The following is a 26,121-nucleotide window of genomic DNA, read 5'->3' as shown; positions in this document are numbered from 1 at the left end:
ACAGACCTTATATCGCGGGCAAGCCCTCGAGCAGCTTGTCGAGCGTCACCGGGAAGTCGCGCACGCGCACGCCGGTCGCGTTGTAGATCGCGTTCGCCACCGCCGCGCCCGCGCCCGAGATGCCGAGCTCGCCGACCCCCTTGGCGCCGGCCGGATTGGCGGAGTCGTCGATCTCCTCGATGAAGTGCACCTCGAGCTGCGGAATGTCGGCGTTCACCGCGACGTGATATTCACCGAAATCGGGGTTCACGAACGCGCCGGTCCGCGTGTCGACGATCCCCTCTTCGCTCAGCGCATAGGCGATTCCCCACGCCATCCCGCCGGTGATCTGGCTGGTCGCGGTCTTGCGGTTGAGCACGCGGCCGACATCGAAGACGCCGAGCATCCGCCGCACGCGCGTCTCGCCCGTCACCGCGTTGACCGCGACCTCGACGAAGTGCGCGCCGTGGCTCGCCTGGCTGGTGCGCTTGCTCTCCTTGCCCGGCCCGGTCTTGCCCATCGCGACGATCGGCTCGCCGCGGACGAGGTCGGCGAGCGCCACCTGCCGCCCGCCCGCGCTGACGCAGCCGTCGTGCAGGCTCAGCTCCTCGGGCGCCGCATTCATCCGCAGCGCGAGTTCGCCGAGGATATCCTCGCAGGCGAGCATCACCGCGGACGCGGCGCTCCCCGCGCCGAACGAGCCACCCGAGCCCGCGCTCGGCGGGAAATCGGTGTCGCCCAGCCGCACGGTCACGTCGGCCACCGGCAGGCCCAGCATCTCGCCCGCGGTCTGCGCGAGGATCGTGTACGTCCCCGTGCCGATATCGGTCATGTCGCACTCGACCGTCGCGCGGCCATCCGCCTCCAGCCGCACGCGCGCCTGCGCCTCGACGGTGAAGTTGCCGCGCAGGCTCGCCGCCATGCCGATCCCGATCAGCCACTCGCCCTCGCGCACCGATCCCGGCGCGGGCGGCGTGGCGGGCCAGCCGAACCGCCTGGCACCCTGCTCGTAGCAATCGAGCATCCGCCGCGTGGAGAAGGGCTTGCCGCTCACCGGATCGGTCTCGGGCTCGTTGCGTCGCCGCAACTCGACCGGATCGATCCCGAGCTGCTCGGCGAGCTCGTCCATCGCGCATTCGACGCCGAACGTCCCGACCGCTTCGCCGGGCGCGCGGACCGCGCCACTTGCGGGCAGGTCGACGCGAACGAGGTCGGTCTTGAACCGCCGCGCCTCGCCCCGGTACAGCGGCAGCGTCCCGAACGGGACGGGCTCGAGAAACTCGCCATCGTCGTTCTGCGCGACGACGCTCTCATGCCCCATGCCGAGGATCACGCCGTCCTTGTCCGCCGCGATGCGGATACGCTGGGTGGTGTGCGAACGGTGGTGGACCATGTACGCGGTCTGGCGGCGGGGCAGCGCGATCTTCACCGGCCGCCCGACGACTTCCGCCGCGATCGCCGCGAGGATCGCCTCCGCGCCGACGCCGGTCTTCCCGCCGAACCCGCCGCCGACATAGGGCGCGAGCACGCGCACCGCGTCCGCGTCGATCTTGAGCGCCTTGGCGATCGTCTTGCGCGCGCCGCCGATCACCTGGTTGCTCGAGCGGACGGTGAGCTTTCCGTTCTCCCACGAGGCGGTCGTCGCATGCGGTTCGAGCGCGGCGGGAAAGTGTACGGGGGTCGTGTAGGTCTGATCGAACGTCACCGCCGCCCCGGCCATCACCGCGTCGAGGTCGCCCTTGTCGATCGGTGGAAGGAAGCCGATCTCGGGCTTGGTATCGACCGGCTGCGCCTCGACGTCGAACCGGTCCTCGCCCGCTTCGGTGCGGACCACGACCAGCGCGGCGGCGTCGCGCGCGATCGCCTGGTCCTCCGCGACGACGATCGCGACGGGCTGGCCGAGGTGGAGGATGACGTCGGTATCGCACAGCGGCATCGCGCGCGAGTTGGACTCGCCCGCAGGCATGCGCGGATCGTCGTGGATGACGGCGATAACGCCAGGCAGCGCCTCGGCGGCGCTGACGTCGATCCCGAGGATCCGTCCGCTGCCGACGGGCGTACCGACGATCGCGGCATAGGCGATGCGCTCGGGCGTGCCTTCATACGCGTAATCCGCAACGCCGGTGACCTTTGCGGGGCCTTCGATCCGGTCCAGCCCCAGCCCGAGAACGCCCTGCTTCGCACGGCCAAGCCCCGCCGGCCGAAACGCCGCATCCATCACGTGTTCGTTCATTTTGGCATCCTCGGGTGAAGTGCGAAAGATAGGGGCGGGCGGTACGTTTGACGAGGGGCGTTGCCGATCTCCCAATACCACCCCGGCGAAGGCCGGGGCCCAATCGGGAAAGGCAATAACGACGCTCGGCACGTCGTTATCAAGGCCTTTCCAATTGGGCTCCGGCCTCCGCCGGGGAAGTAATTTCTGATCGGGGTAGTCGTTACCTGACGATAGCCGATCCTCAGACTGCGGGGAGCTGGTCCAGCAGCTTGTCGAGCGTGATCGGGAACTCGCGCACGCGGATCCCGGTGGCGTTATACACCGCGTTCGCCACCGCGGCGCCCGCACCCGAGATCCCCAGCTCGCCGATCCCCTTCGCATGGATCGGGTTCGCATGGATGTCGCGCTCGTCGACGAAGTGCACGTCCATCTGCGGCACGTCCGCATTGGCCGGCACGTGATATTCCCCGAGATCGTGGTTCACCAGCTTGCCGGTGCGCGTGTCGTGGATCAGGTCTTCGGTCAGCGCTGTGCCGATCCCGAAGGTCATGCCGCCGAGGCACTGCGACCGCGCGGTCTTCGCGTTGAGCACACGCCCCGCCGCGAACGACCCGAGCATCCGCCGCACGCGCGTCTCACCGGTGATGACGTTGACCGCGACCTCGGCGAAATGCGCACCGAAGCCTGCCTGTGACGTCTCCTTCTCCTGCTTGCCCGGCTTGATATGCCCGGTCGCCTCTAGGCCTTTGCCGACCAGCTCGCCGATCGGGGTCGAGCGGTTGTCGCCGATCGCGTTGCCGTCCTTCAGCGTCAGGCCGTCCTCGTCGACGTCCATCGCCTTGGCGAGCTTGCCGCGCAGCATCTCGCAGGCGAGATAGACCGCGGTGCCCGACGAGGCCGCGCCCCACGAACCACCCGAACCCGCCGCGGGGGGATCGTTGGTATCGCCCAGCGACATCGTGATATTGGCGACCGGGATGCCCAGGATCTCCGACGCGATCTGCGCGAGGATCGTGTAGCTGCCCGTGCCGATGTCGGTCATCGCCGACGATACGGTCGCGGTGCCGTCGGGATGGATCTCGACCTTGGCGGACGATTCCATCATCATGTTGCCGCGCACCGCCGAGGCGACGCCCATGCCAATCAGCCACTCGCCCTCGCGGCGCGTGCCGGCCTTCTGGCGCTTGTCCCAGCCGAAGCGGGCCGCACCCTCGTCGAGCGCGCGCGTCAGGTTGCGCGACGAATAGGGGACGTCCTTCTCCGGATCGATCCGCGGATCGTTGCGCTTGCGCAGCTCGATCGGATCGATGCCGAGCTTTTCGGCCAACTCATCCATCGCGCCCTCGAGCGCGAGCATCCCGACCGCTTCGCCCGGCGCGCGCATCGAGCCCGACAGGACGAGGTTCACATCGACCAGATCATGCGTGATCAGCCGGTTCTCGCCGCCGTAGAGCAGATGCGTGCCGATGCCGGCGGGCTCGAAATAATCCTCGGTCGACTGGTTCGATGCGAGCGTCTCGTGCCCGATCGCGGTCAGCTTGCCCGCCGCGTTCGCCGCGAGACGGACGCGCTGCTCGGTGTTCGAGCGACGTACGGTCGCCTCGAACACCTGCGGGCGCGACATGACCGCCTTGACCGGCCGGCCGAGCTGCTTGGCGGCGATCGCCGCCGCGACGCTCTCGGGCGCGATGCCGAGCTTCGACCCGAACCCGCCGCCGATATAGCGCGCGACGATCCGGACCTTCTTCGCCGACAGGCCGAGCGACTTCGCCAGCTGCTGCGCATCCGACGTCGGCATCTGATAGGCGCCGTACAGCGTCAGCGAGCCGTCCTCTTCCCACACCGCGGTCGAGGCATGCGGCTCCATCGCCGCCGAGTTCTGGCTCGGCGTGACATAGGTCGAGTCGACCGTCACCGCCGCATCGGCCATCGCCGTGTCGACATCGCCCTGCTTGAAATGCGCAGGCGCGGCATCGTCGGGGGCGTCCGCGTCTCGTCGCGGTGCGCGGCGAAGTCATACTGGCCCTCCGCCTCGTCATAGACGATCGGCAGGCGGGCGGCCGCATCGCGCGCGACCTCGAAGCTCTCGGCGAGCACGATCGCGACGATCTGGCCGAAGAACGCGATGTCCTTGACGCCCTGCGTGGGTGCATCGGTCGCGCCGCCCTGTGCGGACACGCGGATGAACTGGTCGAAATCGGTGACGACGTCGAGCACGCCGGGGATGCTCTTCACCGCGTCGACGTCGATCGACACGACCTTGCCCGCGGAGATCTTCGTGCCGACGAGTACGCCGTACGCCATGTCGTCGAACTGATATTCCGCCGCATAGGTCGCGGTGCCGCTGACCTTCAGCGGACCGTCGACCCGGTCGAGCGGCTTGCCGATGACGCCCTGAACGCCGCTGTCCAGAAGACTGTCCGGATGCGGCTTGTCCATCGTCAGGCTGTTGGTGGTTCCAAAACCGAACATGTTTATGCTCCCGTTACGGTGCGCAGCGTCGCGATAAGCGTGCGACGCGCGAGGGGGATCTTGAAGTCGTTCGAGCCATAGCCCTTGGCATCGGCGAGCAGCGCGGTCGCCGCGGCCTCGAAGGCCTCGTCGGACGGCGCCTTGCCGACCAAGGCGGCCTCGACCGCCGGATTGCGCCACGGCATCGGCCCGAGCCCGCCGAATGCGAGCGAGGCGGACGCGATCACGCCGTCCTGCACATCGACCACGGCCGCGACCGAGACGAGCGCGAAGGCATAGGACGCACGGTCGCGCACCTTGCGATAGGCCTGCTTGCCCTTGGGCGGTGCGGGCAGCTCGATATGCGTGATCAGCTCACCCGTCTCGAGCACGGTCTCGATCTCGGGCGTCGATCCCGGCAGGCGGTAGAATTCGTGTACCGAGATGCGCCGGCGATCGCCGTCCGCCTTCAAGGTCACGATCGTCGCGTCGAGCGCGCGCATCGCGACTGCCATGTCGCTCGGATGCGTCGCGATGCACTGCTCGCTGGTGCCGAGCACCGCGAGGATGCGGTTGAAGCCGCCGATCGCCGAACAGCCGCTGCCGGGCTCGCGCTTGTTGCACGCCGCCGCGGTGTCGTAGAAATAATAGCAGCGCGTCCGCTGGAGCATGTTGCCCCCGGTCGACGCCTTGTTGCGCAGCTGGCCCGATGCGCCCGCGAGCAGGGCGCGGCTGAGCACCTCATACTTCGCGACGACGCGGCGGTCGGCGGCAAGATCGCTGTTCGGCACGAGCGCACCGATCGTCAGCCCGCCATCCTCGCGCTCCTCGATGTTCGCGAGATCGAGGCGGCTGATGTCGACAAGCGTGTCGGGCGTCTCCACCTGCAGCTTCATCAGGTCGAGCAGGTTGGTCCCGCCTGCGATGAAGCGGGCGCCGGTCGTCCCGGCATCCTTGACTGCGGCCTCGGGGGTCGCCGGTTTTTCGTAGGTGAAGGTCTTCATGCTACCAGCTCCCCGCGCGCATCGGCGTCCATCGCGGCGTCCTTCTCGTCCGCGGACCGGCCCTTGGGCGCGGTGTCGCCGACTTCGCGGATCGCATCGACGATGTTCGGATAGGCGGCGCAACGGCACAGATTGCCGCTCATCCGCTCCGAAATCTCGGCGTCGTCGAACTTCGGATCGGTCAGGTCGCCCGACGCGTGGCTGGCCCAGCCCTTCTTGACCTCGTCGAGCATGCCGACCGCCGAGCAGATCTGGCCCGGCGTGCAATAGCCGCACTGATAGCCGTCATGCCGCACGAACGCATCCTGCAGCGCGTGGAGGTTGCCCGGCTGGCCGAGCCCCTCGATCGTCGTGATCTCGTCGTCCTGGTGCATGACCGCGAGCGTCAGGCAGGAATTGACCCGGCGGCCGTTGATCAGGACGGTGCAGGCGCCGCACTGGCCGTGGTCGCAGCCCTTTTTCGAGCCGGTGAGGCCCAGATGTTCGCGGCACAGGTCGAGCACCGAGGTGCGAATATCGGGCTCGGCGTCATATGATTGACCATTGATCGTGAAATGCATGGGGTCGCCCCTTCTGGATCCGGGAAATATGAGGACTGAACGCCGATGCGCCGAATGGTTTCCTATTGCGATTGGCTCTCACGGATCGCGGCGCTGGTGCTTGGCATCGCGGGCGGGCAATCTGTTGCGATGACACCGAAAAATTCAGATCCTGCGCCCATCGTGATCGCCCATCGCGGCGCGAGCGGGCTGCGTCCCGAGCATACGCTGGCGGCCTATGACCTCGCGATCGAGCAGGGCGCCGATTTCATCGAGCCCGACCTCGTCCCGACCAAGGACGACGTGCTCGTCGCGCGGCACGAGAACGCGATTGCCGACACCACCAACGTCGCCGATCATCCCGAATTCGCGGCGCGCAGGACCAGCAAGACGATCGACGGGCAGACGATCACCGGCTGGTTCGTCGAGGACTTCACGCTCGCCGAGCTGAAGACGTTGCGCGCGAAGGAGCGGCTGCCGAAACTCCGCCCCGCCAACACCGCGTATGACGGCCGGTTCGAGATCCCGACGCTCGCCGAGATCATCGCGCTCGCCAAGCGGCGCTCCGCCGAGACGGGGCGGACGATCGGCATCTATCCCGAAACCAAGCACCCGACCTATTTCGCGGGGATCGGCCATCCGACCGACGTCAAGCTGGTCGCCGAACTGCGCGAGGCGGGGTGGGATTCGGCCGCTGCGCCGGTCTTCATCCAGTCGTTCGAAGTGAAGAACCTCCAGCGGCTCCACACGATCACGAAAATCCGCCTGATCCAGCTGATTGACGGCGAGGGCGGCCCCGCCGATGGCGCGCAGCCGAGCTATGCGGCGATGATCACGCCCGTGGGGCTGAAGGCGGTCGCGGCCTTTGCGTATGGCATCGGCCCGAACAAGACGATGTTGTGGGCGGGCGCCAAGCCGTCGCCGCTCGTCGCGAACGCGCATGCGGCGGGGCTGCGCGTCCACCCCTGGACCTACCGCGCGGAGAACATGTTCGAACCCGACCGCTTTCGCCGCGGTGCCGATCCTGCCGCGCATGGCGACATCGCCGCGGAGATCGACGCCGGGCTCGCACAAGGTATCGACGGATTCTTCACCGATTTTCCGCTATACGGTGCGCAGGCGCGCGACCGGCTGCGCGCAGGAGTGAAGTAGATGCGTAAGGTTCTTCCCGTTCTGGCGATCCTGCCCCTGATGACGGGGGTGCATCAGCACCGCGACGTCGATCGTGAAGGCGCCGTTCCAGGTCGCGGGCAAGGCGGTCGACTGGACGACGACCAGCCAGGAGGAATCGGACCGCAACTACGGCCGCAAGATGCGCAAGCAGGAGGCCGAGGAGGGCAAGCAGCGCAAGGAGCTCGCCAAACGCTGCAAGAAGGACCCGCGGCGCGGCGAATGCGGCCAGTACCAAGGCTACCGCGCAGGCTATTGACGCGGCCGCACGCTCGTCTGTCGTCATCCTGACGAAAGTCAGGACCCAGAGCCCCATGCACCGCCCCCGCGACCCTGGATCCTGGGTCAAGCCCAGGATGACGGGGGAGGGGCCGGCGGTCCGCACACCCGCGCAGTGCCGATGTCCCGCACCACCCCGGCGAAGGCGCAGGGGGTCAGAGGGCAGTCTGCGCCGCCAATCCTGTTCTCGCGCCTTCCCGCGAGAGCACGTGCTGTCAGAACCACCACATCACCGTCGCCGGAAACGGCGTCCACCACCCGACCCGCACTCCGGCGAACCGCAGCGCGTCCCCCGTCCATGCGTTGCACGTCGCCACCGCGCTGTAATGCCCCCGCGCGTCGTAGAACGCATCATAGGCGTCATACCCCGGATAGGACCGCCCCCCGGCCGGATCGTCGCCGCGATGAACCCCGCAAGCCGCCGATACTCGGCCTCGCTCAGCATCACCGCGCGCACATCGCCACCGGGCGTCGGCGCGGCGAGATGCTCGACGTGGAGCAGGACGTCGTCACTGCCGACCGCCGAGCCGACGATCGTCCGCAGCTTCACGTCCGCCCAGGTCGGTGTCTCGAGAAAGAACGCTTTCTCCCCCCAGCCGATCGCGAGATGATCCTGCGCGGCATAACGCGGGTCGCGCAGGTCACCGGGGCGGGCGAAGGCGCGCCAGTCGATCCCGGCCGCGACCTTCGGTACGATGATCCCGGTGTGCACGCCGTTGCTCTCGACGAAGATCCGCACGCCGCGCGGGGGCGCGAGCCAGCCGCGATTGGCCGGGATCATCCCGCCGGCCAGCCCTGTCCCGATATAGATCATTACCAGTGCCAGCAGCACCGCACCGACGCGGACACTCCAGCGCGCGGCCCGCGTTTCCGTCTTCATTCCATCATGCTAGACGATACGCATGCTAGAAGAAACGCACGTGCTGAGCACGCCGCCGGAAGGCGCTCCCGACTGGACCATCCCGCAGAACTGGGATGCCTATACGGCCGAGGACCATGCGACCTGGGACACGCTGTTCGCGCGCCAGTCCAAACTGCTCCCCGGTCGCGCGTCGAACGCGTGGCTGCGCGGGCTCGACGTGCTCAAGCTGTCGAAGCCCGGCATCCCCGATTTCGAGGAACTGTCCGAACGGCTGATGAAGCTCACCGGCTGGTCGGTCGTCGCGGTCCCCGGGCTCGTCCCCGACGACGTGTTCTTCGATCACATGGCGAATCGCCGCTTCGTCGCGGGCAATTTCATCCGCCGTCCCGACCAGCTCGATTACCTGCAGGAGCCCGACGTCTTCCACGACGTGTTCGGCCACGTACCCATGCTCGCCGACCCGGTCTTTGCGGATTATCTCGCGGCCTATGGTCGCGGCGGACAGCGCGCGCTGGGGCTCGACGCGCTCAAATATCTCGGCCGGCTCTACTGGTACACGGTCGAGTTCGGGCTGATCGCCGAGCCCGAGGGGCTGCGCATCTACGGCTCGGGGATCGTCTCGAGCTTCGCCGAGACGCGCTTCGCGCTCGACGATCCCAGCCCCAACCGCATCGCGCTCGACCTCGCGCGCGTCATGCGGACGGAGTACCGGATCGACGATTTCCAGCAGAACTATTTCGTCATCCCTAGCTTCGACGAACTGCTCCGGCTGACCGTCGAGACCGATTTCGCGCCGCTGTACGAGGAACTGAAGGCGCTGCCCGACATCCCCGTCGCGCAGATCGAACCCGATGACGTCGTGCTGACGAAAGGCACGCAGGATTATGCAAAGGCCAAGCTCACCACACTCACCCTATAGCGCCACCACCCCGGCGAAGGCCGGGGCCCAATTGGGATAGCGGTGCGGCTCCACGCCAGAGGTTCACCCAATTGGGCCCCGGCCTCCGCCGGGGTGGAGTTGGGTACGAGGCACTGCCCGGAACAGTCAGATATCGAGCGCCCAGCCGTCGCGCCCCTTGGGGTCGAACGGTCCGTCCGCGACGAACCGCGTCGCCCCCGCGCGCAACCGCAGCACGCTCCAGTCGCCGCGCCGGTCGACCGCCGCCAGCGTACATCCGCACGCTTCATACGCCGCGACCACACCCGCGCGCTGAGTCTCGAGCAGACCCGCGAGCACGATCGTCGCCCCCGTATCCGCGATCGACGCGATCTCGGGCGCCATCGACACCAACGGCCCCGCCAGAATGTTCGCGATCACCAGGTCATAGGGCGCGCGCGCGACGATCGCGTCGTCGAGCGTCCCGTCCGCCACCACCAGATCGATCCCCGCCACGCCGTTCAGCTCGGCATTCTCGCGCGTCACTTCGATCGAGACCGGATCGATGTCCGTCCCCATCACCGCGGCGTCGGGCCACAGATGCGCGGCGGCGAACGCGAGCAGGCCCGTGCCCGTCCCGATATCGATGACATTGGCAAACGTTTCGCCGTCCAGCCCGTCGAGCATCGCGAGGCATCCGCTGGTCGTCTCGTGATGCCCCGTCCCGAACGCGCGGCTCGCCTCGATCAGGAACGCGCGCTTGTCCGCGGGTGCCGCGTCGGCATGCGCGCCCGTGTGGACGAAGAACCGCCCGACCGAGAGCGGCTCGAGCCCCGCCTGGCTCATCGTCACCCAGTCCGCATCGCCGAGCCGCTCGACCGCGATTCCGGCCCCCGCCGCGCTCGGCACTAGCGCGCGCACCGCGGCGACCGTGTCGTCATCCGGCTCGACCTCGAAATACGCATCGAGCCGCCACGATTCGACGTCGTCCTCGATCTCCTCGGTGGTCATCAGCACCGCGCCGCCCGGGATCGCATCCCCGAGGTCGTCGCTCGCGTCGATCGCCTCGGCCTCCGCGCGCGTGCAGGGGAGGGTAAGCTTCCAGCTGTCAGCGGACATAGCTCGCCCCGTTCACGTCGATCACCGCGCCCGTCATCGATGCGGGCGCCTCGAGCGCGCAATAGCGTGCGACCGAGGCGACTTCCGCCGGGTCCGCGACCTTGCCGAGCGGAATGTCGGCGAGCAGCGCGTCGCCGCCGCGGCTGGAGAGATAGTCCTCCGCCATCCCGGTCATCGTGAACCCGGGGCAGATCGCAAAGGCGAGGATCCCCTCGCGCGCATAGCCTCGGGCAATGGTCTTGGTCATCGCGACCATCCCCGCCTTCGATGCGGCATAATGCCAGTGCGCGGGCGAGATCGCCGCGATAGGCGGCGCGGCTGGCGATGTTGACGATGCGGCCCGCAAACCCGCGCGCCTGCCAGTGCAGCACCGCGAGCCGGCACAGTTCGGCGGACGCGGTCAGGTTGATCCGCATCGTCCGCTCCCACTGAGCGGTCCAGTCCGCGTCCTCGAGCGGGCTCGCCTCGAACACGCCCGCATTGTTGATCAGCACGTCGATCGCGCCACCCGCCTGTTCGAGCGCGGCGTTCCACAAAGCGGTCGGCCCGGCGGGGTGGGCGAAGTCGGCAGGAAGCCCGTGCGCGCTGCCCCCTTTGGTGCTCTTGTGGCCGATGACAGTGGCGCCCGCGTCGGTCAGCGCCTGGTGGATGGCCGCGCCGATGCCCCGGCTCGACCCTGTGAGTAAGATGGTCATGCGCGCGGCCTTAGCGCGGGCGGAGGCGTCGCGTCACCTCCCGCGGTCGCCGCGGATCAGGCGACGCTTGTCGAAAATCCGTCCGCGGCGGCGCGCAGGACGCTCAGCTTGTCGTCGACCTCGCCGAATTCCTGCCCGAGCAGCGTGATCTCGGCGGCGACCGCCTGCGTGTCGCGGCGGATCGAATCGATCGTCGCCGACATCGAATCCGCGGCGAGCGCGGTCTCGTCGACCGCCGCGGTGATCGCCGAGACGATCCCCGCCTGCGTCTGCATCGCGCTGCGGATGCGGTAGGCGCTGTCCTGCACCTCGCCGACGGTCAGCTTGATCCCCGCGGTGGTCGCGACCGTGCCGCGCGTCGCCGACTGGATCGCGGCGATCTTGGTGGCGATGTCGTCGGTCGCGCGCGCGGTCTGGTTGGCGAGGCTCTTGACCTCCTGCGCGACCACCGCGAACCCGCGCCCGGCATCGCCCGCGCGCGCCGCCTCGATCGTCGCGTTGAGCGCGAGCAGGTTGGTCTGGCCCGCGATCGACCGGATCAACCCCAGGATCGACTCGATCGCCTCGGCATGGTCGCTCAGCGCCTCGGACATGCCGACCGCGTCGCTCGCCTGCGCGGAGGCGCGGCTGGCGATGTCCGCGGCGCCCTCGACTTCGGTGCGCGCATCCTCGATCGCGCGGATCAGCCCGGCGGCGGTCTGCGCCGCCTGCCGCATCGCCACCGCCGACTGCTCCGCCGCGGCGGCGACCTCGTTCGCCTTGTGCAGCACGCCGTGGGTCGACGCGGAGGCGTCGGTCGCCTGCACGCGGATCCGCGCGCCCAGCAGCGCGGTATCCTCGATCGACGCCGCGATCCGCTCGCGGAACGCCGCCGCGTGCAACCGGCGTTCGGCGCGCGCCGCCGCCGCGTCGCTGGTGCCCAGATACGACGCCATGATGTCCGCCTCGATCAGCGCGAGCCGCTGCACGACGTCGCCGAGTGACCGCATCGACGCGAGATCGCCATCGACGCGTTCGGCGATCAGCCCGAGCGTCACGCTGTGCGCGAACGCCAGCGACGACAGCAGCGCGGGCAGGGGGATGCCCGACTTGCGCGATCCCACCGCATGGTCGATCGCCATCGTCTTCCACGCCTCGTCATAAGGCGAGAGGTATTTCAGCCGGACATATTCCGCGCTCGAGACGATGCTGCGCTCGAGCCGCGCCGGGGTGAACCGCGCCACGACGTGACGCGCGGCGTCGAGCGACAGATAATGCCGCCAGAACGTCTCCGCGATCCGGCGCCGGTCGTCGGCATCGAGCAGCGCGGTCAGCACCGCGCAGCCCGGCTCGACCATGCCGTCCCAGTCATAATCGCGCACGCGTTCGCGCAGCGGACGATGATCGCCGCTCCAGTCGCGCACGTCGTGTGCGTCCTCGGCTCCGGTCCCGGCTTCAACCCCTGTCCCGGCTTCAACCCCTGTCGGGGCCGGCGGCACGCGCTCTGTATCGGCGATCATGCTCTCTCCTGCGGTCGGTTATGCGGCGACCTTGGTCACGAAGACGCCGGCGCTCGTCTTGAGATTGCTCAGCCGGGTGTCGAGGACGTCGAAGCCGCGACCGACGCTGTCGATCTCGCTCGCGACCGTTTCGGTATCCTCACGGATCGCGGCGATCGTCGTCGACATCGAATCGGCCGCCAGCGCGGTCTCGTCGACCGCGGCGGTGATCGCGGTCACCGTCTGCGCCTGTGCCTCCATCGCATAGCGGATGCGGTCGGCGCTTTCCTGGACCTCGGTGACGGTCGCCTTGATGCTTGCATTGGTCTCGACCGTGCCGCGCGTCGCGGACTGGATCGCGGCGATCTTCGCGGCGATGTCGTCGGTCGCGCGCGCGGTCTGGTTGGCGAGGCTCTTGACCTCCTGCGCGACGACCGCGAACCCGCGCCCGGCATCGCCCGCCCGCGCCGCCTCGATCGTCGCGTTGAGCGCGAGCAGGTTGGTCTGCCCGGCAATGTCGCGGATCAGCCCGAGGATCGACTCGATCGACTTGGCATGCTCGCTCAGCGCCTCGGACATGCCGACCGCCTGGCCGGCCTGGTGCGACGCGCGGTTCGCGATCTCGGCGGCCGCCTCGACCTCGGTGCGCGCATCCTCGATCGCGCGGATCAGCCCGGCGGCGGTCTGCGCGGCCTCGCGCATCGCGACCGCGGACTGTTCGGCGGCGGCGGCGACCTCGCTCGCCTTGCCCAGCACCGCGCGTGTCGACGCCGAACTGCGCACCGCCTGCTCGCGCAGCAGATGCCCCTCGTCGGTCGCGGTCTCGACCATCGAGGCGATTCCGTCGCGGAATTCGACCGCGAGCGTGTCACGCGCGCCCTGCGCCGAATGCGCGCGGTACTTGGTATAGATCGCGACCGTGATCTCGCCCTCCAGCGCCGACAACCGCATCAGCGTATCGATATACACTGGCAATCGCGTGTCGTCTCGCGCCACGCTGCGCATCAGCACGTCGAGCGCGGCGCGGTCGCTCGCGCTGATCATCGACAACAGCGCCATCGGCGAGACGTTGGCGGTATAGGCGGCGGCGACCGAGCGCTCGACCGACTCGACCCATGTCCGGCCGCTCGTGTCGAGGAAGCGGTTGCGCAGGAAGGTGCACCCGACCGCGATCATCGCCTCGGCCTTGTCCGGCGCCCAGATCCGCTCGTTGCTGAAACAGCGCTGCCACTGCTCCCAGTATGCGCGTGAGATCGCGACGGAATCGGGCTCGAGCACGGCCCAGAGCTCGCGGCTCGCGCTCGTCAACGCGCCGTCGAAATCGAACACCCGCAGCCGGGCCGAGAGATCGACGTTGGCCGCGATCGTGCCGATGCTCGGTAGGTCGGTGGTATTCAAGGCGGGATCTCCGGATCGCGAATTCCCGACCAGCGCTAGTGCCGATTCCTTAAGGGCAGGTTAGGGATGGACCGCTGCGGGACTGCGACAGGCCGATGACAAGCGCGCACCAGTGTCGCGCAGGACAGCGAGGCCCCGGGAACGCCCCGAACCGCCGCGAATCGGGTGTCATGGGTTATCAACCGCGGCGGCGGTGGGTTGCATCGCAGCACACGGCGTCTAATAGACCGGCAAACCGTTTGTTTATCGCCCTTCGTGTCTCGCCCTTCGCTATCGAGGACCTTGCCCTTGGCATCGCGCAATCCAGCCCGCCCGCTCTCTCCCCATCTGCAGGTCTATAAATGGGGCCCGCATATGCTGGTCTCGATCCTGCACCGCGCGACCGGCAGCGGGATGGCTACCGTGGGCAGCCTGCTGCTCGTCTGGTGGCTGATCGCGATCGCGACGGGCGAGCAGGCCTATGCGACCTTCGTCGACGTGTTCACCACCGACGCGGGCCGGCTGAACATCCTCGGCTATGTCATCGGCATCGGGCTGACCTGGTCGCTGTTCCAGCACATGGCGACGGGCATCCGCCACCTCGTGATGGACACCGGCGCAGGGTTCGAGCTGCGCCGCAACCGGCTTGGCGCGCGCGCGACGATCGTTGCCAGCACGCTGCTGACGGTCGCGTTCTGGCTCTATATGGGGATCAAGTAATGGGTTCGGGTACGCCAGTCGGCCGCGTCCGCGGTCTGGGCAGCGCCAAGCACGGCACGCAGCATTGGTGGCAGCAGCGGCTGACCGCCGGCGCCAACATCTTCCTGATGGCGTGGCTGATGGTCGCGGTCGCGCGGATGCCGAGCTATGATTACGCCTCGGTGCATCTGTGGCTGCAATCGGGCTGGGCGGCGATCCCGATGGCGCTGCTGATCCTGTCGGTCTTCTACCATTTCCGTCTCGGTCTTCAGGTCGTGATCGAGGATTACATGCACGGCGAAAGCCGCGTCGTGACGATGATCCTGCTCAACCTGTTCACCTTCACGCTGGGCGGCGTCGCCCTGTTCGCGATCCTCAAGGTCGCCTTCTCCGGAGCCCCCGCCTGATGTCTGCTGCCTATAAGATCATCGATCATACCTATGATGCGGTCGTGGTCGGGGCCGGCGGCTCGGGCCTGCGCGCCACGATGGGCATCGCCGAGAGCGGCCTGAAGACCGCGTGCATCACCAAGGTCTTCCCGACCCGGTCGCACACCGTCGCCGCCCAGGGCGGCATCGCCGCGTCGCTCGGCAACAACTCGCCGGATCACTGGACCTGGCACATGTTCGATACCGTCAAGGGCTCCGACTGGCTCGGCGACCAGGACGCGATCGAGTATCTATGCCGCGAGGCGCCGCAGGCGGTGTACGAGCTGGAACATGCCGGCATGCCGTTCAGCCGTAACGAGAACGGCACGATCTATCAGCGTCCGTTCGGCGGCCACATGCAGAACATGGGCGAGGGCCCCCGGTCCAGCGCACCGCCGCTGCCGCCGATCGTACCGGCCACGCGATGCTTCACGCGCTGTACCAGCAGAGCCTGAAGTACAACACGGACTTCTTCGTCGAATATTTCGCGCTCGACCTGATCATGGAAAACGGCGTCTGCCGCGGCGTCATTGCGCTGTGCATGGAAGACGGTTCGATCCACCGCTTCCGCAGCCACCAGACCGTGCTCGCCACCGGCGGTTATGGCCGCGTCTATTTCTCGGCGACCTCGGCGCACACCTGCACCGGCGACGGCAACGCGATGGTGCTCCGCGCCGGGCTTCCGTTGCAGGACATGGAGTTCGTCCAGTTCCACCCGACCGGCATCTACGGCGCGGGCGTGCTCATCACCGAGGGCGCACGCGGTGAAGGCGGCTACCTGACCAACTCCGAGGGCGAGCGCTTCATGGAGCGCTATGCCCCGTCGGCGAAGGATCTCGCCTCGCGCGACGTCGTCAGCCGCTCGATGGCGCTGGAAATGCGCGAAGGCCGCGGCGTCGGCAAGAACGGCGACCACATCTTCCTCCACCTCGATCATATCGATCCCAAGGTGCTCGCCGAGCGCCTCCCGGGCATCACCGAGACCGGCAAGGTCTTTGCGGGCGTCGATCTCACGCGCCAGCCTTTGCCCGTCACGCCGACCGTGCATTACAACATGGGCGGCATCCCGACCAACTTCCACGGCGAGGTCGTCAACCTCGTCGACGGCAACCCCGACGCGGTCGTCCCCGGCCTGTTCGCGGTCGGCGAGGCCGCCTGCGTCTCGGTCCACGGCGCCAACCGCTTGGGCTCGAACAGCCTGATCGATCTCGTGGTGTTCGGCCGCGCGACCGGCCTGCGGATCAAGGACACGCTGAAGCCCGGCACCGCGCACGCGCCGCTGCCCAAGGGGTCGGAAGACCTCGCGCTCACCCGTCTCGACCATTTCCGCAACGCGAGCGGCGGCTCGCCGACCGCGCAGATCCGTCTCGACATGCAGCAGACCATGCAGAAGCATTGCGCCGTGTTCCGCGACACCGAGCTGCTCAACCAGGGCGTCGAGAAGATGGCCGGGATCTACAACCGGATGACCGACGTCGCCGTGAAGGATCGCAGCATGATCTGGAACACCGATCTGGTCGAGACGATGGAGCTCGACAATCTGATCGGCCAGGCGGTCGTCACGATGAACTCGGCGGCCAACCGCACCGAGTCGCGCGGCGCGCACATGCACGAGGATTTCCCCGAGCGTGACGATGCCAACTGGATGAAGCACACCATCACCACCTTCAACGGCTGGGGCGGCAAGGGCGGCGAAACCAAGATCGATTTCCGCCCTGTGCACGACTACACGCTCACCGACGACGTCGACTACATCAAGCCCAAGAAGCGGGTATATTGATGATCTGGGCCATCATCGCGATCGGGTTCCTCGTGCCCGTCGCGGTGGGGCTCCTGACTCGCTTCCCACCGATGATCGCCGGCTTTCTCTGGCCGGCGATCGTTGCGATCCTGACCGCGGTCTATATCTACGGCATCGAAACGCGCGCGCCCGGCGAAGACCCGCAGAAGATCGCGATCACTTTCTTCGCGCTCTTCTCGCTCGCGGGCGGCGTTCCCGGCGGTCTCGTCGGCTGGATCCTGCAGCGCAAGCGCACGAACCGGCACCTGAGCTAAACCAAGACTTCGCGCGGAACCGCCGCGTTCCCGGTCGGTTACGCCGCGCATGACCGACACATCCCCCGCATCGAACGCGCGCAACTATCCGCTGCTCGCCATCCCCCATATCCAGCTGCATGGCCCCGTCGACGGCGACATGTACACGAGCTTCAAGTCGCAGCTTGTTGCCGCGCCGACCGAGGGGCCGCTCGTCGTCTCGATCACGACGCTTGGCGGCGATCCCGAAATGGCGCGTGCGATGGGCGACACGATCCGGCTGCTGCGCGACTATACCGGGCGCGAGACGCTGTTCCTCGGCAAGGTCGCGGTCTATTCCGCGGGCGCGACGTTCATGTCGGCGTTTCCCGTCGACAGTCGCTTCCTGACGCGGGGCAGCCGCATCATGATCCATGAGCGGCAGATGACGAGCACGATCCAGCTCAACGGACCGCTCAACACGCTGCGCTACACGCTCGAGGCGAAGCTCCACGAGATCGAGGATTCGATCAACATCCAGGAGGAGGGCTTCCGCGATCTCGTCAAGGGATCGAAGGTCGCGCTCGACGATCTGAAGGCCAAGGCGCCGTCCAACTGGTATATCGAGGCGGAGGAAGCCCGCGACCTCGGTCTGGTGCTCGACATCATCTGAGATCGGCCGGCGGGCGGTGTGCGCGGGGGTAACGGATGTTGCACCCGCGAAGCTAAGCGTTTGCGAGCCGGGCCGCGGTCATGTATCGGCTCTGCAAACCTCTCTTATTTCCTGGAACGGACCGCTCGCAATGGCCGAATTCGCCCTCCCGAAGAACAGTGTCGTCAAGAAGGGCGTAGCACACGCCGCGACCAGCCAGGGTAAGCGGCTGAAGTCGTTCAAGGTCTATCGCTACGATCCGGACTCGGGCGAAAACCCGCGTTACGACACGTTCGCGCTAGATCTCGACGAGACCGGCCCGATGGTGCTCGACGCGCTGATCAAGATGAAGAGCGAGCAGGACAGCTCGCTCACCTTCCGTCGTTCGTGCCGCGAGGGCATCTGCGGCTCGTGCTCGATGAACATCAACGGCAAGAACGGCCTGGCCTGCACGACCGCGATCGAGGATTGCAAGGGCGAGGTCCAGATCACGCCGCTGCCGCACATGGACGTGATCAAGGACCTCGTTCCCGACTTCACGCATTTCTACGCGCAATATTCGTCGATCAAGCCCTGGCTGCAGACCGTCACGCCGCCGCCCTCGGGCAAGGAGCGGCTCCAGTCACCCGCGGACCGCACGAAGCTCGACGGCCTTTACGAGTGCATCCTGTGCGCGTGCTGCTCGACCTCGTGCCCGAGCTATTGGTGGAACAGCGACAAGTTCCTGGGGCCGGCGATCCTGTTGCAGGCCTATCGCTGGCTCGCCGACAGCCGCGACGAGATGACCGGCGAGCGTCTCGACGAGCTCGAGGATCCGTTCCGCCTGTATCGCTGCCACACGATCATGAACTGCGCGAACGCGTGTCCGAAGGGTCTGAACCCCGCCAAGGCGATCGCCGAGATCAAGAAGATGGAAGCCGAACGGATCGTCTGATCCGGGAGGGGGCGGAACTCCCCCACTCCGTTCGTCCCGAGTAGCCATCGAGCGTGTCGAGATGGCGTATCGAAGGACATGCACCTCGATACGAGCCCTCGACTTCGCTCGGTCTCTACTCGGCACGAACGGAAATCATGACTGAAAAACCCCATTTCGTCGAAGCCGAAGACTCCGCGAACCCCGGCTGGCGCAGCTGGTCGCTCTCCGACCCCACGCGTTTCAACACTTTGCTCGGCCCCATGCTCTACCGCGTCGACGGCCCTGTCGTCCGCGTCCGCATCACCCCCGAGCATCGCCACTCGAACCTCCAGAACAACGTCCATGGCGGCGCGCTGCTCGGCTTCATCGACGTCGCGCTGTTCGCGGCCGCGCGCGGCTTCGGTCTGATCACCGCCGGCACTGCGGTGACGCTCGATCTCAACACGCAGTTCATCGGCGGCGGCAAGATCGGCGCCCCGATCGAGGCGCAGGTCGAGGTGCTGAAGGAAACCGGCCGCCTCTTGTTCCTGCGGGGCCTCGTGGTGCAAGGCGACGACGACGCGAAGATCGCGGCCTTCTCGGCCACGATCCGCAAGCCGACCAGGGGCTGATACCGCCTCCACCCACCACCCCGGCGAAGGCCGGGGCCCAATTGGGACACGATCATTGTTCAAGCGTAGCGTTCCGTCATCGAAGCCTCTCCACCTGGGCCCCGGCTTCCGCCGGGGTGGTAAAGGGTGGCGGCATGACCGTTCTCGCCGCCTATGACGCCCTCGTCGCCGCGGGCGAACTTCGCCCCGACCCCGAACAGGCCGCCGCCGCCGCGCGCCTGAACACGCTGGCCGCCGAGCTCGCCACCCCCAAGTCCACCGGCTTTTTCGCGCGCCTCACCGGCAAGAAGGCCGACCCGCGCGGCGTCTACCTCTGGGGCGGCGTCGGCCGTGGCAAGTCGATGCTGATGGACCTGTTTTTCGCCGAGGTCGCGGTCGACAGGAAGCGCCGCGTCCATTTCGGCGAGTTCATGCTCGAGGTCCATGCGCGCATCGCCGGCGAGCGTCGCAAGGAGGTCGGCGACCCGATCGTCCCCGTCGCCACCGCGATCGCCGACGAGACGCGCCTGCTCGCGTTCGACGAGATGATGGTCACCAACAGCCCCGACGCGATGATCCTCTCGCGGCTCGTCACCTCGCTGCTCGACTCCGGCGTGACGATCGTCACCACCTCGAACCGCCCACCCGCCGATCTCTACAAGAACGGCCTCAACCGCGAGCATTTCCTCCCCTTCATCGCGACGATCGAACAGCGGCTCGACGTCCTCCCGCTCAACGGCCCCGTCGATTATCGCCGCGACCGGCTCGGCAGCCAGGACACGTGGCTCGTCCCCAACGGCCCCGAGGCCACCGCGCAGCTCTCCGCCGCGTTCTTCCGCCTCACCGACTTCTCGCCCGACGACAGCGAGCATGTCCCGTCCGAGGAGCTGATCGTCCAAGGCCGCGCCCTGCGCGTCCCCAAGTCGCTGAAAGGCGTCGCGGTGTTCAGCTTCAGGAAGCTTTGCGGCGAGGCGAGGGGGTGGCCGACTATCTTGCCATCGCGCGCAAATTCCACACGATCATCCTCGTCGGCATCCCCAAGCTCGGGCCTGAGAACCGTAACGAAGCCGCACGCTTCGTCGGATTGATCGACGCGCTCTACGAACACAAGGTCAAGCTGCTCGCCGCCGCCGACGCGCAGCCGGGCGACCTCTACAAGAGTGGTGACGGCCGGTTCGAATTCGACCGCACGATCAGCCGGCTGGAAGAGATGCGGTCCGAGGAGTATCTCGCCGAGGGGCATATCTGAGCCCCGACGAACAGCATCCACACCCCACCCGTCATCCTGACACCCTTTCGTCAGGATGACGGCATACGCCAAAGCTTATTGCTCTTGCGAACGATGTGCAATAACACAAGCACTTTATCGCTTTAACGGTTGCCGCGCGGCCATAATGCGCGTAACCGGCGTCACCAATCACCCCGCACATCAGACGGAGACGGATTGGAATGGCTCGCAAGAAGATCGCGCTGATCGGCGCCGGTAACATCGGCGGCACGCTCGCGCACCTCGCAGCACTCAAGAATTTGGGCGATATCGTCCTCTTCGACGTCGCCGAGGGCATCCCCCAGGGTAAGGCGCTCGACCTGTCGCAGTGCGGTCCGGTCGAAGGCTTCGACTCGACGATCACCGGCTCGAACGACTATGCCGACATCGCCGGTGCGGACGTGATCATCGTTACCGCCGGTGTTGCGCGCAAGCCCGGCATGAGCCGCGACGACCTGCTCGGGATCAACTTGAAGGTCATGAAGGCCGTCGGCGAGGGCATCAAGGCCAACGCACCCGGCGCATTCGTGATCTGCATCACCAACCCGCTCGACGCGATGGTCTGGGCGCTGCGCGAGTTCTCGGGGTTGCCGCACCACATGGTCGTCGGCATGGCCGGCGTGCTCGACTCGTCGCGCTTCAGCCATTTCCTCGCCGACGAGTTCAAGGTCTCGGTCAAGGACGTCACCAGCTTCGTACTCGGCGGCCACGGCGACACGATGGTCCCCGTGATCCAGTATTCGACCGTCTCGGGCATTCCCGTCCCCGATCTCATCGCGATGGGCATGTCGAGCCAGGAAAAGATCGACGCAATCGTCAAGCGCACGCGCGGCGGCGGCGGCGAGATCGTCGCGCTGCTCAAGACCGGCTCGGCCTATTACGCGCCTGCCACCAGCGGTATCGCGATGGCCGAAGCCTATCTCTACGACCAGAAGCGCGTCCTGCCCGCCGCGGCCTACGTCTCGGGTGAATACGGCCTCGACGACCTGTATGTCGGCGTGCCCGTGGTGATCGGTGCCGGCGGCGTCGAGAAGATCGTCGAGATCAAGCTCGACGACGAAGCCAAGGGCAACCTCCAGGTCTCGGTCGACGCGGTCAAGGAGCTGATCGTGGCGTGCAAGGGTATCGACGGTAGCCTGAACTGATTTGAGGAACTGAACTGAGGTAAGCAATACCACCCCGGCGAAGGCCGGGGCCCAATTGGGAAGGCCCCCGTGATGGAAGACCAAGCATGCGTCTACATCATGGCTAGCGGGTTTAACGGTACGCTCTACCTCGGTTCGACGGTGAACCTGGCAAAGCGCGTGTGGGAACACCGCAACGGCGTCGTCGCAGGGTTCACGAAGAAGTACGACTGCAAGCTACTCGTCTGGTACGAATTGCTCGGCAGTTGGGAAGCCGCCCGGCAGCGCGAGCTGCACATGAAGGAGTGGAAGCGGGACTGGAAATTGCGAGAGATCAACGGTTTCAATCCCGCCTGGGACGACCTTTACGATCGCATCGCACAACCATGACCGCTTTCCCAATTGGGCCCCGGCCTTCGCCGGGGTGGTAAGGAACGAGACAAGATGAGCATCCTCGTCGACAAGAACACCAAGGTCATCACGCAGGGCATGACCGGCGAAACCGGCAGCTTCCACACCAAGATGGCGCTGGAATACGGCACGCAGATGGTCGGTGGCGTCACCCCCGGCAAGGGCGGCACGACGCACCTCGACCTCCCCGTCTACAACACCGTCGCCGAGGCGAAGTCGGTCACCGGCGCGACCGCGTCCGTGATCTACGTGCCGCCTCCCTTCGCGGCCGACTCGATCCTCGAGGCGATCGACGCGCAGATCGAGCTGATCGTCGCGATCACCGAGGGCATTCCCGTGCTCGACATGGTCAAGGTCAAGCGCGCGCTCGCGGGCTCGAAGTCGCGCCTCATCGGCCCGAACTGCCCCGGCGTGCTGACCCCCGGCGAGTGCAAGATCGGCATCATGCCCGGTTCGATCTTCAAGAAGGGCTCGGTCGGCGTTGTCAGCCGTTCAGGCACGCTCACCTATGAGGCGGTCTTCCAGACCTCGAACGCAGGCCTTGGTCAGACGACCGCGGTCGGCATCGGTGGCGATCCGGTCAACGGCACGAACTTCATCGACGTGCTCGAGCTGTTCCTGGCGGACGACGAGACCAAGTCGATCATCATGATCGGCGAAATCGGTGGCGACGCCGAGGAGCAGGCCGCGCAGTTCCTGATCGACGAGGCCAAGCGTGGCCGCAAGAAGCCGATGGCCGGCTTCATCGCGGGCCGCACCGCACCTCCGGGTCGCCGCATGGGTCATGCCGGTGCGATCGTCTCGGGCGGCAAGGGCGATGCCGAGAGCAAGATCGCGGCGATGGAAGCTGCCGGGATCCGCGTTTCGGAAAGCCCCAGCCTGCTCGGCGAGACGCTGCTGAGCGTGCTGAAGGGTTAAGTCAAAGAAGGCTGTTCCCCCGCGAAGGCGGGGGCCCAGTCTGGGCTCCCGCCTTCGCGGGAGAACACGGAAGGCGAGTGACATGGGCTACGAAGGCCAGGATTTCAGCGATATCGCAGCCGGCGTCAGCCCGGCGTTCGTAGAGACGCTCTACGCCAAGTTCACCGCCGATCCGGCCTCGGTCGAATCCGGCTGGCGGACGTTCTTCGAGGGGCTCGAAGGCTCCGCGCAGGGCCCGAGCTGGGAAAGCGCGCGCTGGCCGCTGACCACCACGGACGATCTGACCGCGGCGCTCGACCCGACCCAGATGGAGCCCGCGCCCAAGCCCGCAAAGGGTGGCGGCAAGCCCGCTCCCGCCGCCGCCGCGCCCGCGCCCGTCTCGCAGGACGAGATCGCCAAGGCCGCGGCCGACGCGATCCGCGCGCAGCTGCTGATCCGCACCTACCGCGTCCGCGGTCACCTCGCCGCCAATCTCGATCCGCTCGGCCTGTCGAAGCGCGAGATGCCCGAGGATCTGAAGACCGAATATCACGGCTTCTCCGACGCCGACATCGACCGCAAGGTCTATCTCGGCGGCACGATGGGCTTCGAATGGGCGACCATCCGCGAGCTCGTCGACACGCTGCGCAAGAATTATTGCGGCAATGTCGGCCTCGAATACATGCACATCGCCGATGTCGAGGAGCGCCGCTTCCTCCAGGAGCGCATGGAAGGCCAGGACAAGGCGATCGAATTCTCCGTCGACGGCAAGAAGGCGATCCTCAACAAGGTCATCGAAGCCGAGCAGTGGGAGAAATTCCTCGGCAAGAAATATGTCGGCACGAAGCGCTTCGGTCTCGACGGCGGCGAATCGATGATCCCCGCGCTCGAATCGGTCATCAAGTACGGTGGCCAGATGGGCGTGCGCGAGATCGTCATCGGCATGGCGCATCGCGGTCGTCTGAACGTGCTCGCCAACGTGATGGCCAAGCCGCTCCGCGTCATCTTCCACGAATTCGCCGGCGGCTCGGCCAACCCCGATGACATCGGCGGCTCGGGCGACGTGAAGTATCACCTCGGCACCAGCACCGACCGCGAGTTCGACGGCCACAAGGTTCACATGAGCCTCGTCGCCAACCCGTCGCATCTCGAGGCCGCCGATCCGGTCGTGCTCGGCAAGACGCGCGCGATCCAGACGCTCAATAACGATCTGAAGGACCATGTCGCCAGCTTGCCCGTGCTGATCCACGGCGACGCGGCGTTCGCAGGGCAGGGGATCGTCTGGGAGTGCCTCGGCTTCTCGGGCATCCGCGGCTACAACACCGGCGGCTGCGTCCACTTCATCATCAACAACCAGGTCGGCTTCACGACGTCGCCGCAGTTCGCGCGCTCGTCGCCCTACCCGTCGGACGTCGCCAAGGGCGTCCAGGCGCCGGTCTTCCACGTCAATGGCGACGATCCCGAGGCGGTGACCTTCGCCACCAAGATGGCGATGGAATTCCGCCAGAAGTTCCACCGCGACATCGTCATCGACATGTGGTGCTATCGCCGCTTCGGTCATAACGAGGGCGACGAGCCCTCCTTCACCCAGCCGCTGATGTACGACATCATCCGCAAGCATCCTGGCGTCAGCTCGGTCTATGGCAACCGCCTGATCAAGGAAGGCGTCATCGACCAGCCCTGGATCGACGAGAATGTGAAGCAGCTCACATTGCGGCTCGAGGGCGAGTTCGAGGCGGGTGCGTCGTACAAGCCCAACAAGGCGGACTGGTTTGGCGGTCGCTGGACCGGCCTCAGCGCCCCGACCGATGGCGCCTCCGCGCGCCGCAACGTCGAGACGGGTCTCAGCCAGAAGCTGTTCGACTCGCTCGGCCGCACGCTGACGACCGTCCCCGACAGCGTGAAGATCCACAAGACGCTCGCGCGCGTGCTCGATGCCAAGCGCGAGATGTTCAAGTCGGGCAAGGGCTTCGACTGGGCGACCGGCGAGGCGCTCGCCTTCGGCGGCCTGCTCTCCGAAGGATACGGCGTCCGTCTGTCCGGCCAGGATTCGGGCCGCGGCACCTTCTCGCAGCGTCATGCGGTCTGGGTCGACCAGACCGACGAGCACAAATACGTGCCGCTGCAGGAGATCGAGCACGGCAATTTTGAGGTGCTCGACAGCCCGCTGTCCGAATACGGCGTGCTCGGCTTCGAATATGGCTATGCGCTCGCCGACCCGAAGACTCTGGTCCTCTGGGAGGCGCAGTTCGGCGATTTCGTCAACGGCGCGCAGATCATGATCGATCAGTTCATCACGTCCGGCGAGTCGAAGTGGCTCCGCGCCAACGGCCTCGTGATGCTGCTCCCGCACGGCTATGAAGGGCAGGGGCCAGAGCACAGCTCGGCACGTCCCGAGCGCTTCCTCCAGTCCTGCGCGGACGACAATATCCAGGTCGCGAACTGCACCAGCCCGGCGAACTATTTCCACCTGCTCCGCCGGCAGATGCATCGCAACTTCCGCAAGCCCCTGATCGTGATGACGCCCAAGTCGTTGCTCCGTCACAAGCTCGCGGTGTCGAACGCCGAGGACTTCCAGGGCGACAGCCACTTCCGCCGCCTCCTGTCCGACACCAACGGTGCAGCCGACGTCGACACGAAGCGTCTCGTCCTGTGCACCGGCAAGGTCGCGTACGACCTGATCGAGGCGCGCGATGCGGCGGGCGACACCGACACGCAGATCGTCCGCGTCGAACAGCTCTATCCCTTCCCCGGCAACCCGATCGCCGAGCGCGTCGCCAGGATGCCGAACCTGGAAGAGATCGTCTGGGCGCAGGAAGAGCCGAAGAACAACGGCTATTGGTTCTTCGTCGAGCCGCTGATCGAGGAGGCGCTGGCAAGCGTGAACTCGCCGGTCAAGCGCGCGCGCTACGCCGGCCGCAACGCCTCGGCGTCGCCCGCGACCGGTCTGATGAAGCGTCACCAGACCGAGCAGGGCGCACTCGTCGCCGACGCGCTCGGCCACAGCGTCCGCGACGAAATCCGCCGCACCCGCGCATCGTAATCAACGCTGTTCCCCCGCGAAGGCGGGGGCCCAGTC

General features: G+C 66.9%; 22 protein-coding genes and 4 pseudogenes. 15 read left to right on the top strand and 11 right to left on the bottom strand.

What is annotated here, in order from left to right:
* Positions 1-7: 7 nt before the first annotated feature.
* The 5 genes from QP165_RS07295 to QP165_RS07275 form a co-directional block, all read right to left on the bottom strand.
* Positions 8-2,212 carry a xanthine dehydrogenase family protein molybdopterin-binding subunit gene (locus tag QP165_RS07295; RefSeq protein WP_333994795.1) on the bottom strand — a complete coding sequence of 735 codons (2,205 nt, stop codon included), beginning with the start codon at positions 2,210-2,212 and terminating at the stop codon, positions 8-10.
* A 223-nt stretch (positions 2,213-2,435) separates the two neighbouring features.
* On the bottom strand, positions 2,436-4,124 hold the full coding sequence (locus tag QP165_RS07290; protein ID WP_333994793.1) for a xanthine dehydrogenase family protein molybdopterin-binding subunit: 1,689 nt from the start codon (positions 4,122-4,124) through the stop codon (positions 2,436-2,438).
* Entirely contained in the window at positions 4,106-4,666 is a 561-nt protein-coding gene (locus QP165_RS07285; RefSeq protein ID WP_333994792.1) for a hypothetical protein, read from the bottom strand. Before QP165_RS07285 ends, QP165_RS07290 begins: the two co-directional genes overlap by 19 nt.
* A 2-nt stretch (positions 4,667-4,668) precedes the next feature.
* Positions 4,669-5,649 carry an FAD binding domain-containing protein gene (locus QP165_RS07280; RefSeq protein ID WP_333994790.1) on the bottom strand — a complete coding sequence of 327 codons (981 nt, stop codon included), beginning with the start codon at positions 5,647-5,649 and terminating at the stop codon, positions 4,669-4,671.
* Positions 5,646-6,209: a 2Fe-2S iron-sulfur cluster-binding protein gene (locus QP165_RS07275; protein WP_081877755.1), complete on the bottom strand. Its 564-nt coding sequence runs from the start codon at positions 6,207-6,209 to the stop codon at positions 5,646-5,648. The genes QP165_RS07280 and QP165_RS07275 overlap by 4 nt, the downstream gene beginning before the upstream one ends.
* A gap of 129 nt (positions 6,210-6,338) precedes the next feature.
* Here QP165_RS07275 and QP165_RS07270 point away from each other — a divergent pair, with 129 nt between their 5' ends.
* Both QP165_RS07270 and QP165_RS07265 read left to right on the top strand, forming a co-directional pair.
* Complete coding sequence (locus QP165_RS07270) at positions 6,339-7,340, top strand: glycerophosphodiester phosphodiesterase (RefSeq protein ID WP_333994787.1); 1,002 nt, start codon at positions 6,339-6,341, stop codon at positions 7,338-7,340.
* Positions 7,341-7,413: 73 nt separating this feature from the next.
* Positions 7,414-7,617: a hypothetical protein gene (locus QP165_RS07265; protein WP_333994785.1), complete on the top strand. Its 204-nt coding sequence runs from the start codon at positions 7,414-7,416 to the stop codon at positions 7,615-7,617.
* Positions 7,618-7,852: 235 nt separating this feature from the next.
* Here the strand turns inward: QP165_RS07265 and QP165_RS07260 are convergent, their stop codons facing one another.
* Positions 7,853-7,954, bottom strand: coding sequence for a DUF2459 domain-containing protein (locus QP165_RS07260; RefSeq protein ID WP_333951048.1), 102 nt, complete (start codon positions 7,952-7,954; stop codon positions 7,853-7,855).
* A 134-nt stretch (positions 7,955-8,088) separates the two neighbouring features.
* A pseudogene (locus QP165_RS07255) lies at positions 8,089-8,418 on the bottom strand (DUF2459 domain-containing protein); the annotation flags it as partial.
* 121 nt (positions 8,419-8,539) lie between these two features.
* On the opposite strand from QP165_RS07255, the gene phhA reads away from it, so the two are divergent.
* The gene (phhA, locus tag QP165_RS07250; RefSeq protein ID WP_333994782.1) at positions 8,540-9,418 is read left to right on the top strand and encodes a phenylalanine 4-monooxygenase; all 879 of its coding nucleotides are present in this window, start codon (positions 8,540-8,542) and stop codon (positions 9,416-9,418) included.
* A 126-nt stretch (positions 9,419-9,544) separates the two neighbouring features.
* Here phhA and QP165_RS07245 read toward each other — a convergent pair whose 3' ends face one another.
* The 4 genes and pseudogenes from QP165_RS07245 to QP165_RS07230 all read right to left on the bottom strand — a co-directional run bounded on the left by QP165_RS07245 (position 9,545) and on the right by QP165_RS07230 (position 14,066).
* Positions 9,545-10,495: a 50S ribosomal protein L11 methyltransferase gene (locus QP165_RS07245; RefSeq protein ID WP_333994781.1), complete on the bottom strand. Its 951-nt coding sequence runs from the start codon at positions 10,493-10,495 to the stop codon at positions 9,545-9,547.
* Positions 10,485-11,190 (bottom strand): annotated as a pseudogene (locus QP165_RS07240) (SDR family NAD(P)-dependent oxidoreductase). Before QP165_RS07240 ends, QP165_RS07245 begins: the two are co-directional and overlap by 11 nt.
* Before the next feature lie 56 nt (positions 11,191-11,246).
* A complete protein-coding gene (locus QP165_RS07235; protein WP_200916188.1) occupies positions 11,247-12,527 on the bottom strand; it encodes a methyl-accepting chemotaxis protein in 1,281 nt (426 codons plus the stop codon).
* Between the two features lie 180 nt (positions 12,528-12,707).
* Positions 12,708-14,066: a methyl-accepting chemotaxis protein gene (locus QP165_RS07230; protein ID WP_056016689.1), complete on the bottom strand. Its 1,359-nt coding sequence runs from the start codon at positions 14,064-14,066 to the stop codon at positions 12,708-12,710.
* Between the two features lie 288 nt (positions 14,067-14,354).
* Between QP165_RS07230 and sdhC the strand changes: the two genes are divergently transcribed.
* The 12 genes and pseudogenes from sdhC (at position 14,355) to QP165_RS07170 (ending at position 26,085) form a co-directional block, all read left to right on the top strand.
* Entirely contained in the window at positions 14,355-14,765 is a 411-nt protein-coding gene (gene sdhC, locus QP165_RS07225; protein WP_333994779.1) for a succinate dehydrogenase, cytochrome b556 subunit, read from the top strand.
* Positions 14,765-15,151, top strand: coding sequence for a succinate dehydrogenase, hydrophobic membrane anchor protein (sdhD, locus tag QP165_RS07220; RefSeq protein WP_333994778.1), 387 nt, complete (start codon positions 14,765-14,767; stop codon positions 15,149-15,151). The genes sdhC and sdhD overlap by 1 nt, the downstream gene beginning before the upstream one ends.
* Positions 15,151-16,952, top strand: a pseudogene (gene sdhA / locus QP165_RS07215) (succinate dehydrogenase flavoprotein subunit). Before sdhD ends, sdhA begins: the two are co-directional and overlap by 1 nt.
* Positions 16,952-17,227 carry a hypothetical protein gene (locus QP165_RS07210; protein WP_333994776.1) on the top strand — a complete coding sequence of 92 codons (276 nt, stop codon included), beginning with the start codon at positions 16,952-16,954 and terminating at the stop codon, positions 17,225-17,227. The pseudogene sdhA and the gene QP165_RS07210 overlap by 1 nt, the downstream one beginning before the upstream one ends.
* Positions 17,228-17,276: 49 nt before the next feature.
* Positions 17,277-17,858: a ClpP family protease gene (locus QP165_RS07205; RefSeq protein ID WP_056016675.1), complete on the top strand. Its 582-nt coding sequence runs from the start codon at positions 17,277-17,279 to the stop codon at positions 17,856-17,858.
* A gap of 130 nt (positions 17,859-17,988) precedes the next feature.
* Positions 17,989-18,771 (top strand): succinate dehydrogenase iron-sulfur subunit, encoded by a 783-nt coding sequence (locus QP165_RS07200; protein WP_056016671.1) that lies wholly within the window; start codon positions 17,989-17,991, stop codon positions 18,769-18,771.
* A gap of 137 nt (positions 18,772-18,908) precedes the next feature.
* On the top strand, positions 18,909-19,364 hold the full coding sequence (locus QP165_RS07195) for a PaaI family thioesterase (RefSeq protein WP_333994774.1): 456 nt from the start codon (positions 18,909-18,911) through the stop codon (positions 19,362-19,364).
* Between the two features lie 134 nt (positions 19,365-19,498).
* Positions 19,499-20,592 (top strand): annotated as a pseudogene (zapE, locus tag QP165_RS07190) (cell division protein ZapE).
* 200 nt (positions 20,593-20,792) lie between these two features.
* Complete coding sequence (gene mdh, locus QP165_RS07185) at positions 20,793-21,755, top strand: malate dehydrogenase (protein ID WP_333994773.1); 963 nt, start codon at positions 20,793-20,795, stop codon at positions 21,753-21,755.
* Between the two features lie 72 nt (positions 21,756-21,827).
* Positions 21,828-22,124 carry a GIY-YIG nuclease family protein gene (locus QP165_RS07180; protein WP_333994772.1) on the top strand — a complete coding sequence of 99 codons (297 nt, stop codon included), beginning with the start codon at positions 21,828-21,830 and terminating at the stop codon, positions 22,122-22,124.
* A 54-nt stretch (positions 22,125-22,178) separates the two neighbouring features.
* Positions 22,179-23,063, top strand: coding sequence for a succinate--CoA ligase subunit alpha (gene sucD / locus QP165_RS07175; protein WP_333994771.1), 885 nt, complete (start codon positions 22,179-22,181; stop codon positions 23,061-23,063).
* Between the two features lie 82 nt (positions 23,064-23,145).
* Positions 23,146-26,085 (top strand): 2-oxoglutarate dehydrogenase E1 component, encoded by a 2,940-nt coding sequence (locus QP165_RS07170; RefSeq protein WP_333994770.1) that lies wholly within the window; start codon positions 23,146-23,148, stop codon positions 26,083-26,085.
* Positions 26,086-26,121 lie beyond the last annotated feature (36 nt).

It is taken from the genome of Sphingomonas sp. 22R3R2A-7, assembly GCF_036856055.1.
Taxonomy (GTDB): Bacteria; Pseudomonadota; Alphaproteobacteria; order Sphingomonadales; family Sphingomonadaceae; genus Sphingomonas.
The sequence above is the reverse complement of the archived record's forward strand: the minus strand, read 5'-3'. Positions and strand labels throughout refer to the sequence as shown.

Coding starts and splice junctions, on each gene's coding strand:
- QP165_RS07270 (WP_333994787.1), top strand. CDS start 6,339: ATGACACCGAAAAATTCAGATCCTGCGCCCATCGTGATCGCCCATCGC.
- QP165_RS07170 (WP_333994770.1), top strand. CDS start 23,146: ATGGGCTACGAAGGCCAGGATTTCAGCGATATCGCAGCCGGCGTCAGC.
- QP165_RS07200 (WP_056016671.1), top strand. CDS start 17,989: ATGGCCGAATTCGCCCTCCCGAAGAACAGTGTCGTCAAGAAGGGCGTA.
- sdhD (WP_333994778.1), top strand. CDS start 14,765: ATGGGTTCGGGTACGCCAGTCGGCCGCGTCCGCGGTCTGGGCAGCGCC.
- QP165_RS07285 (WP_333994792.1), bottom strand. CDS start 4,666: ATGTTCGGTTTTGGAACCACCAACAGCCTGACGATGGACAAGCCGCAT.
- QP165_RS07290 (WP_333994793.1), bottom strand. CDS start 4,124: ATGGCCGATGCGGCGGTGACGGTCGACTCGACCTATGTCACGCCGAGC.
- QP165_RS07210 (WP_333994776.1), top strand. CDS start 16,952: ATGATCTGGGCCATCATCGCGATCGGGTTCCTCGTGCCCGTCGCGGTG.
- sucD (WP_333994771.1), top strand. CDS start 22,179: ATGAGCATCCTCGTCGACAAGAACACCAAGGTCATCACGCAGGGCATG.
- QP165_RS07295 (WP_333994795.1), bottom strand. CDS start 2,212: ATGAACGAACACGTGATGGATGCGGCGTTTCGGCCGGCGGGGCTTGGC.
- QP165_RS07280 (WP_333994790.1), bottom strand. CDS start 5,649: ATGAAGACCTTCACCTACGAAAAACCGGCGACCCCCGAGGCCGCAGTC.
- phhA (WP_333994782.1), top strand. CDS start 8,540: ATGCTAGAAGAAACGCACGTGCTGAGCACGCCGCCGGAAGGCGCTCCC.
- mdh (WP_333994773.1), top strand. CDS start 20,793: ATGGCTCGCAAGAAGATCGCGCTGATCGGCGCCGGTAACATCGGCGGC.
- QP165_RS07195 (WP_333994774.1), top strand. CDS start 18,909: ATGACTGAAAAACCCCATTTCGTCGAAGCCGAAGACTCCGCGAACCCC.
- QP165_RS07180 (WP_333994772.1), top strand. CDS start 21,828: ATGGAAGACCAAGCATGCGTCTACATCATGGCTAGCGGGTTTAACGGT.
- QP165_RS07275 (WP_081877755.1), bottom strand. CDS start 6,209: ATGCATTTCACGATCAATGGTCAATCATATGACGCCGAGCCCGATATT.
- QP165_RS07245 (WP_333994781.1), bottom strand. CDS start 10,495: ATGTCCGCTGACAGCTGGAAGCTTACCCTCCCCTGCACGCGCGCGGAG.
- QP165_RS07235 (WP_200916188.1), bottom strand. CDS start 12,527: ATGGTCGAGCCGGGCTGCGCGGTGCTGACCGCGCTGCTCGATGCCGAC.
- QP165_RS07205 (WP_056016675.1), top strand. CDS start 17,277: ATGACCGACACATCCCCCGCATCGAACGCGCGCAACTATCCGCTGCTC.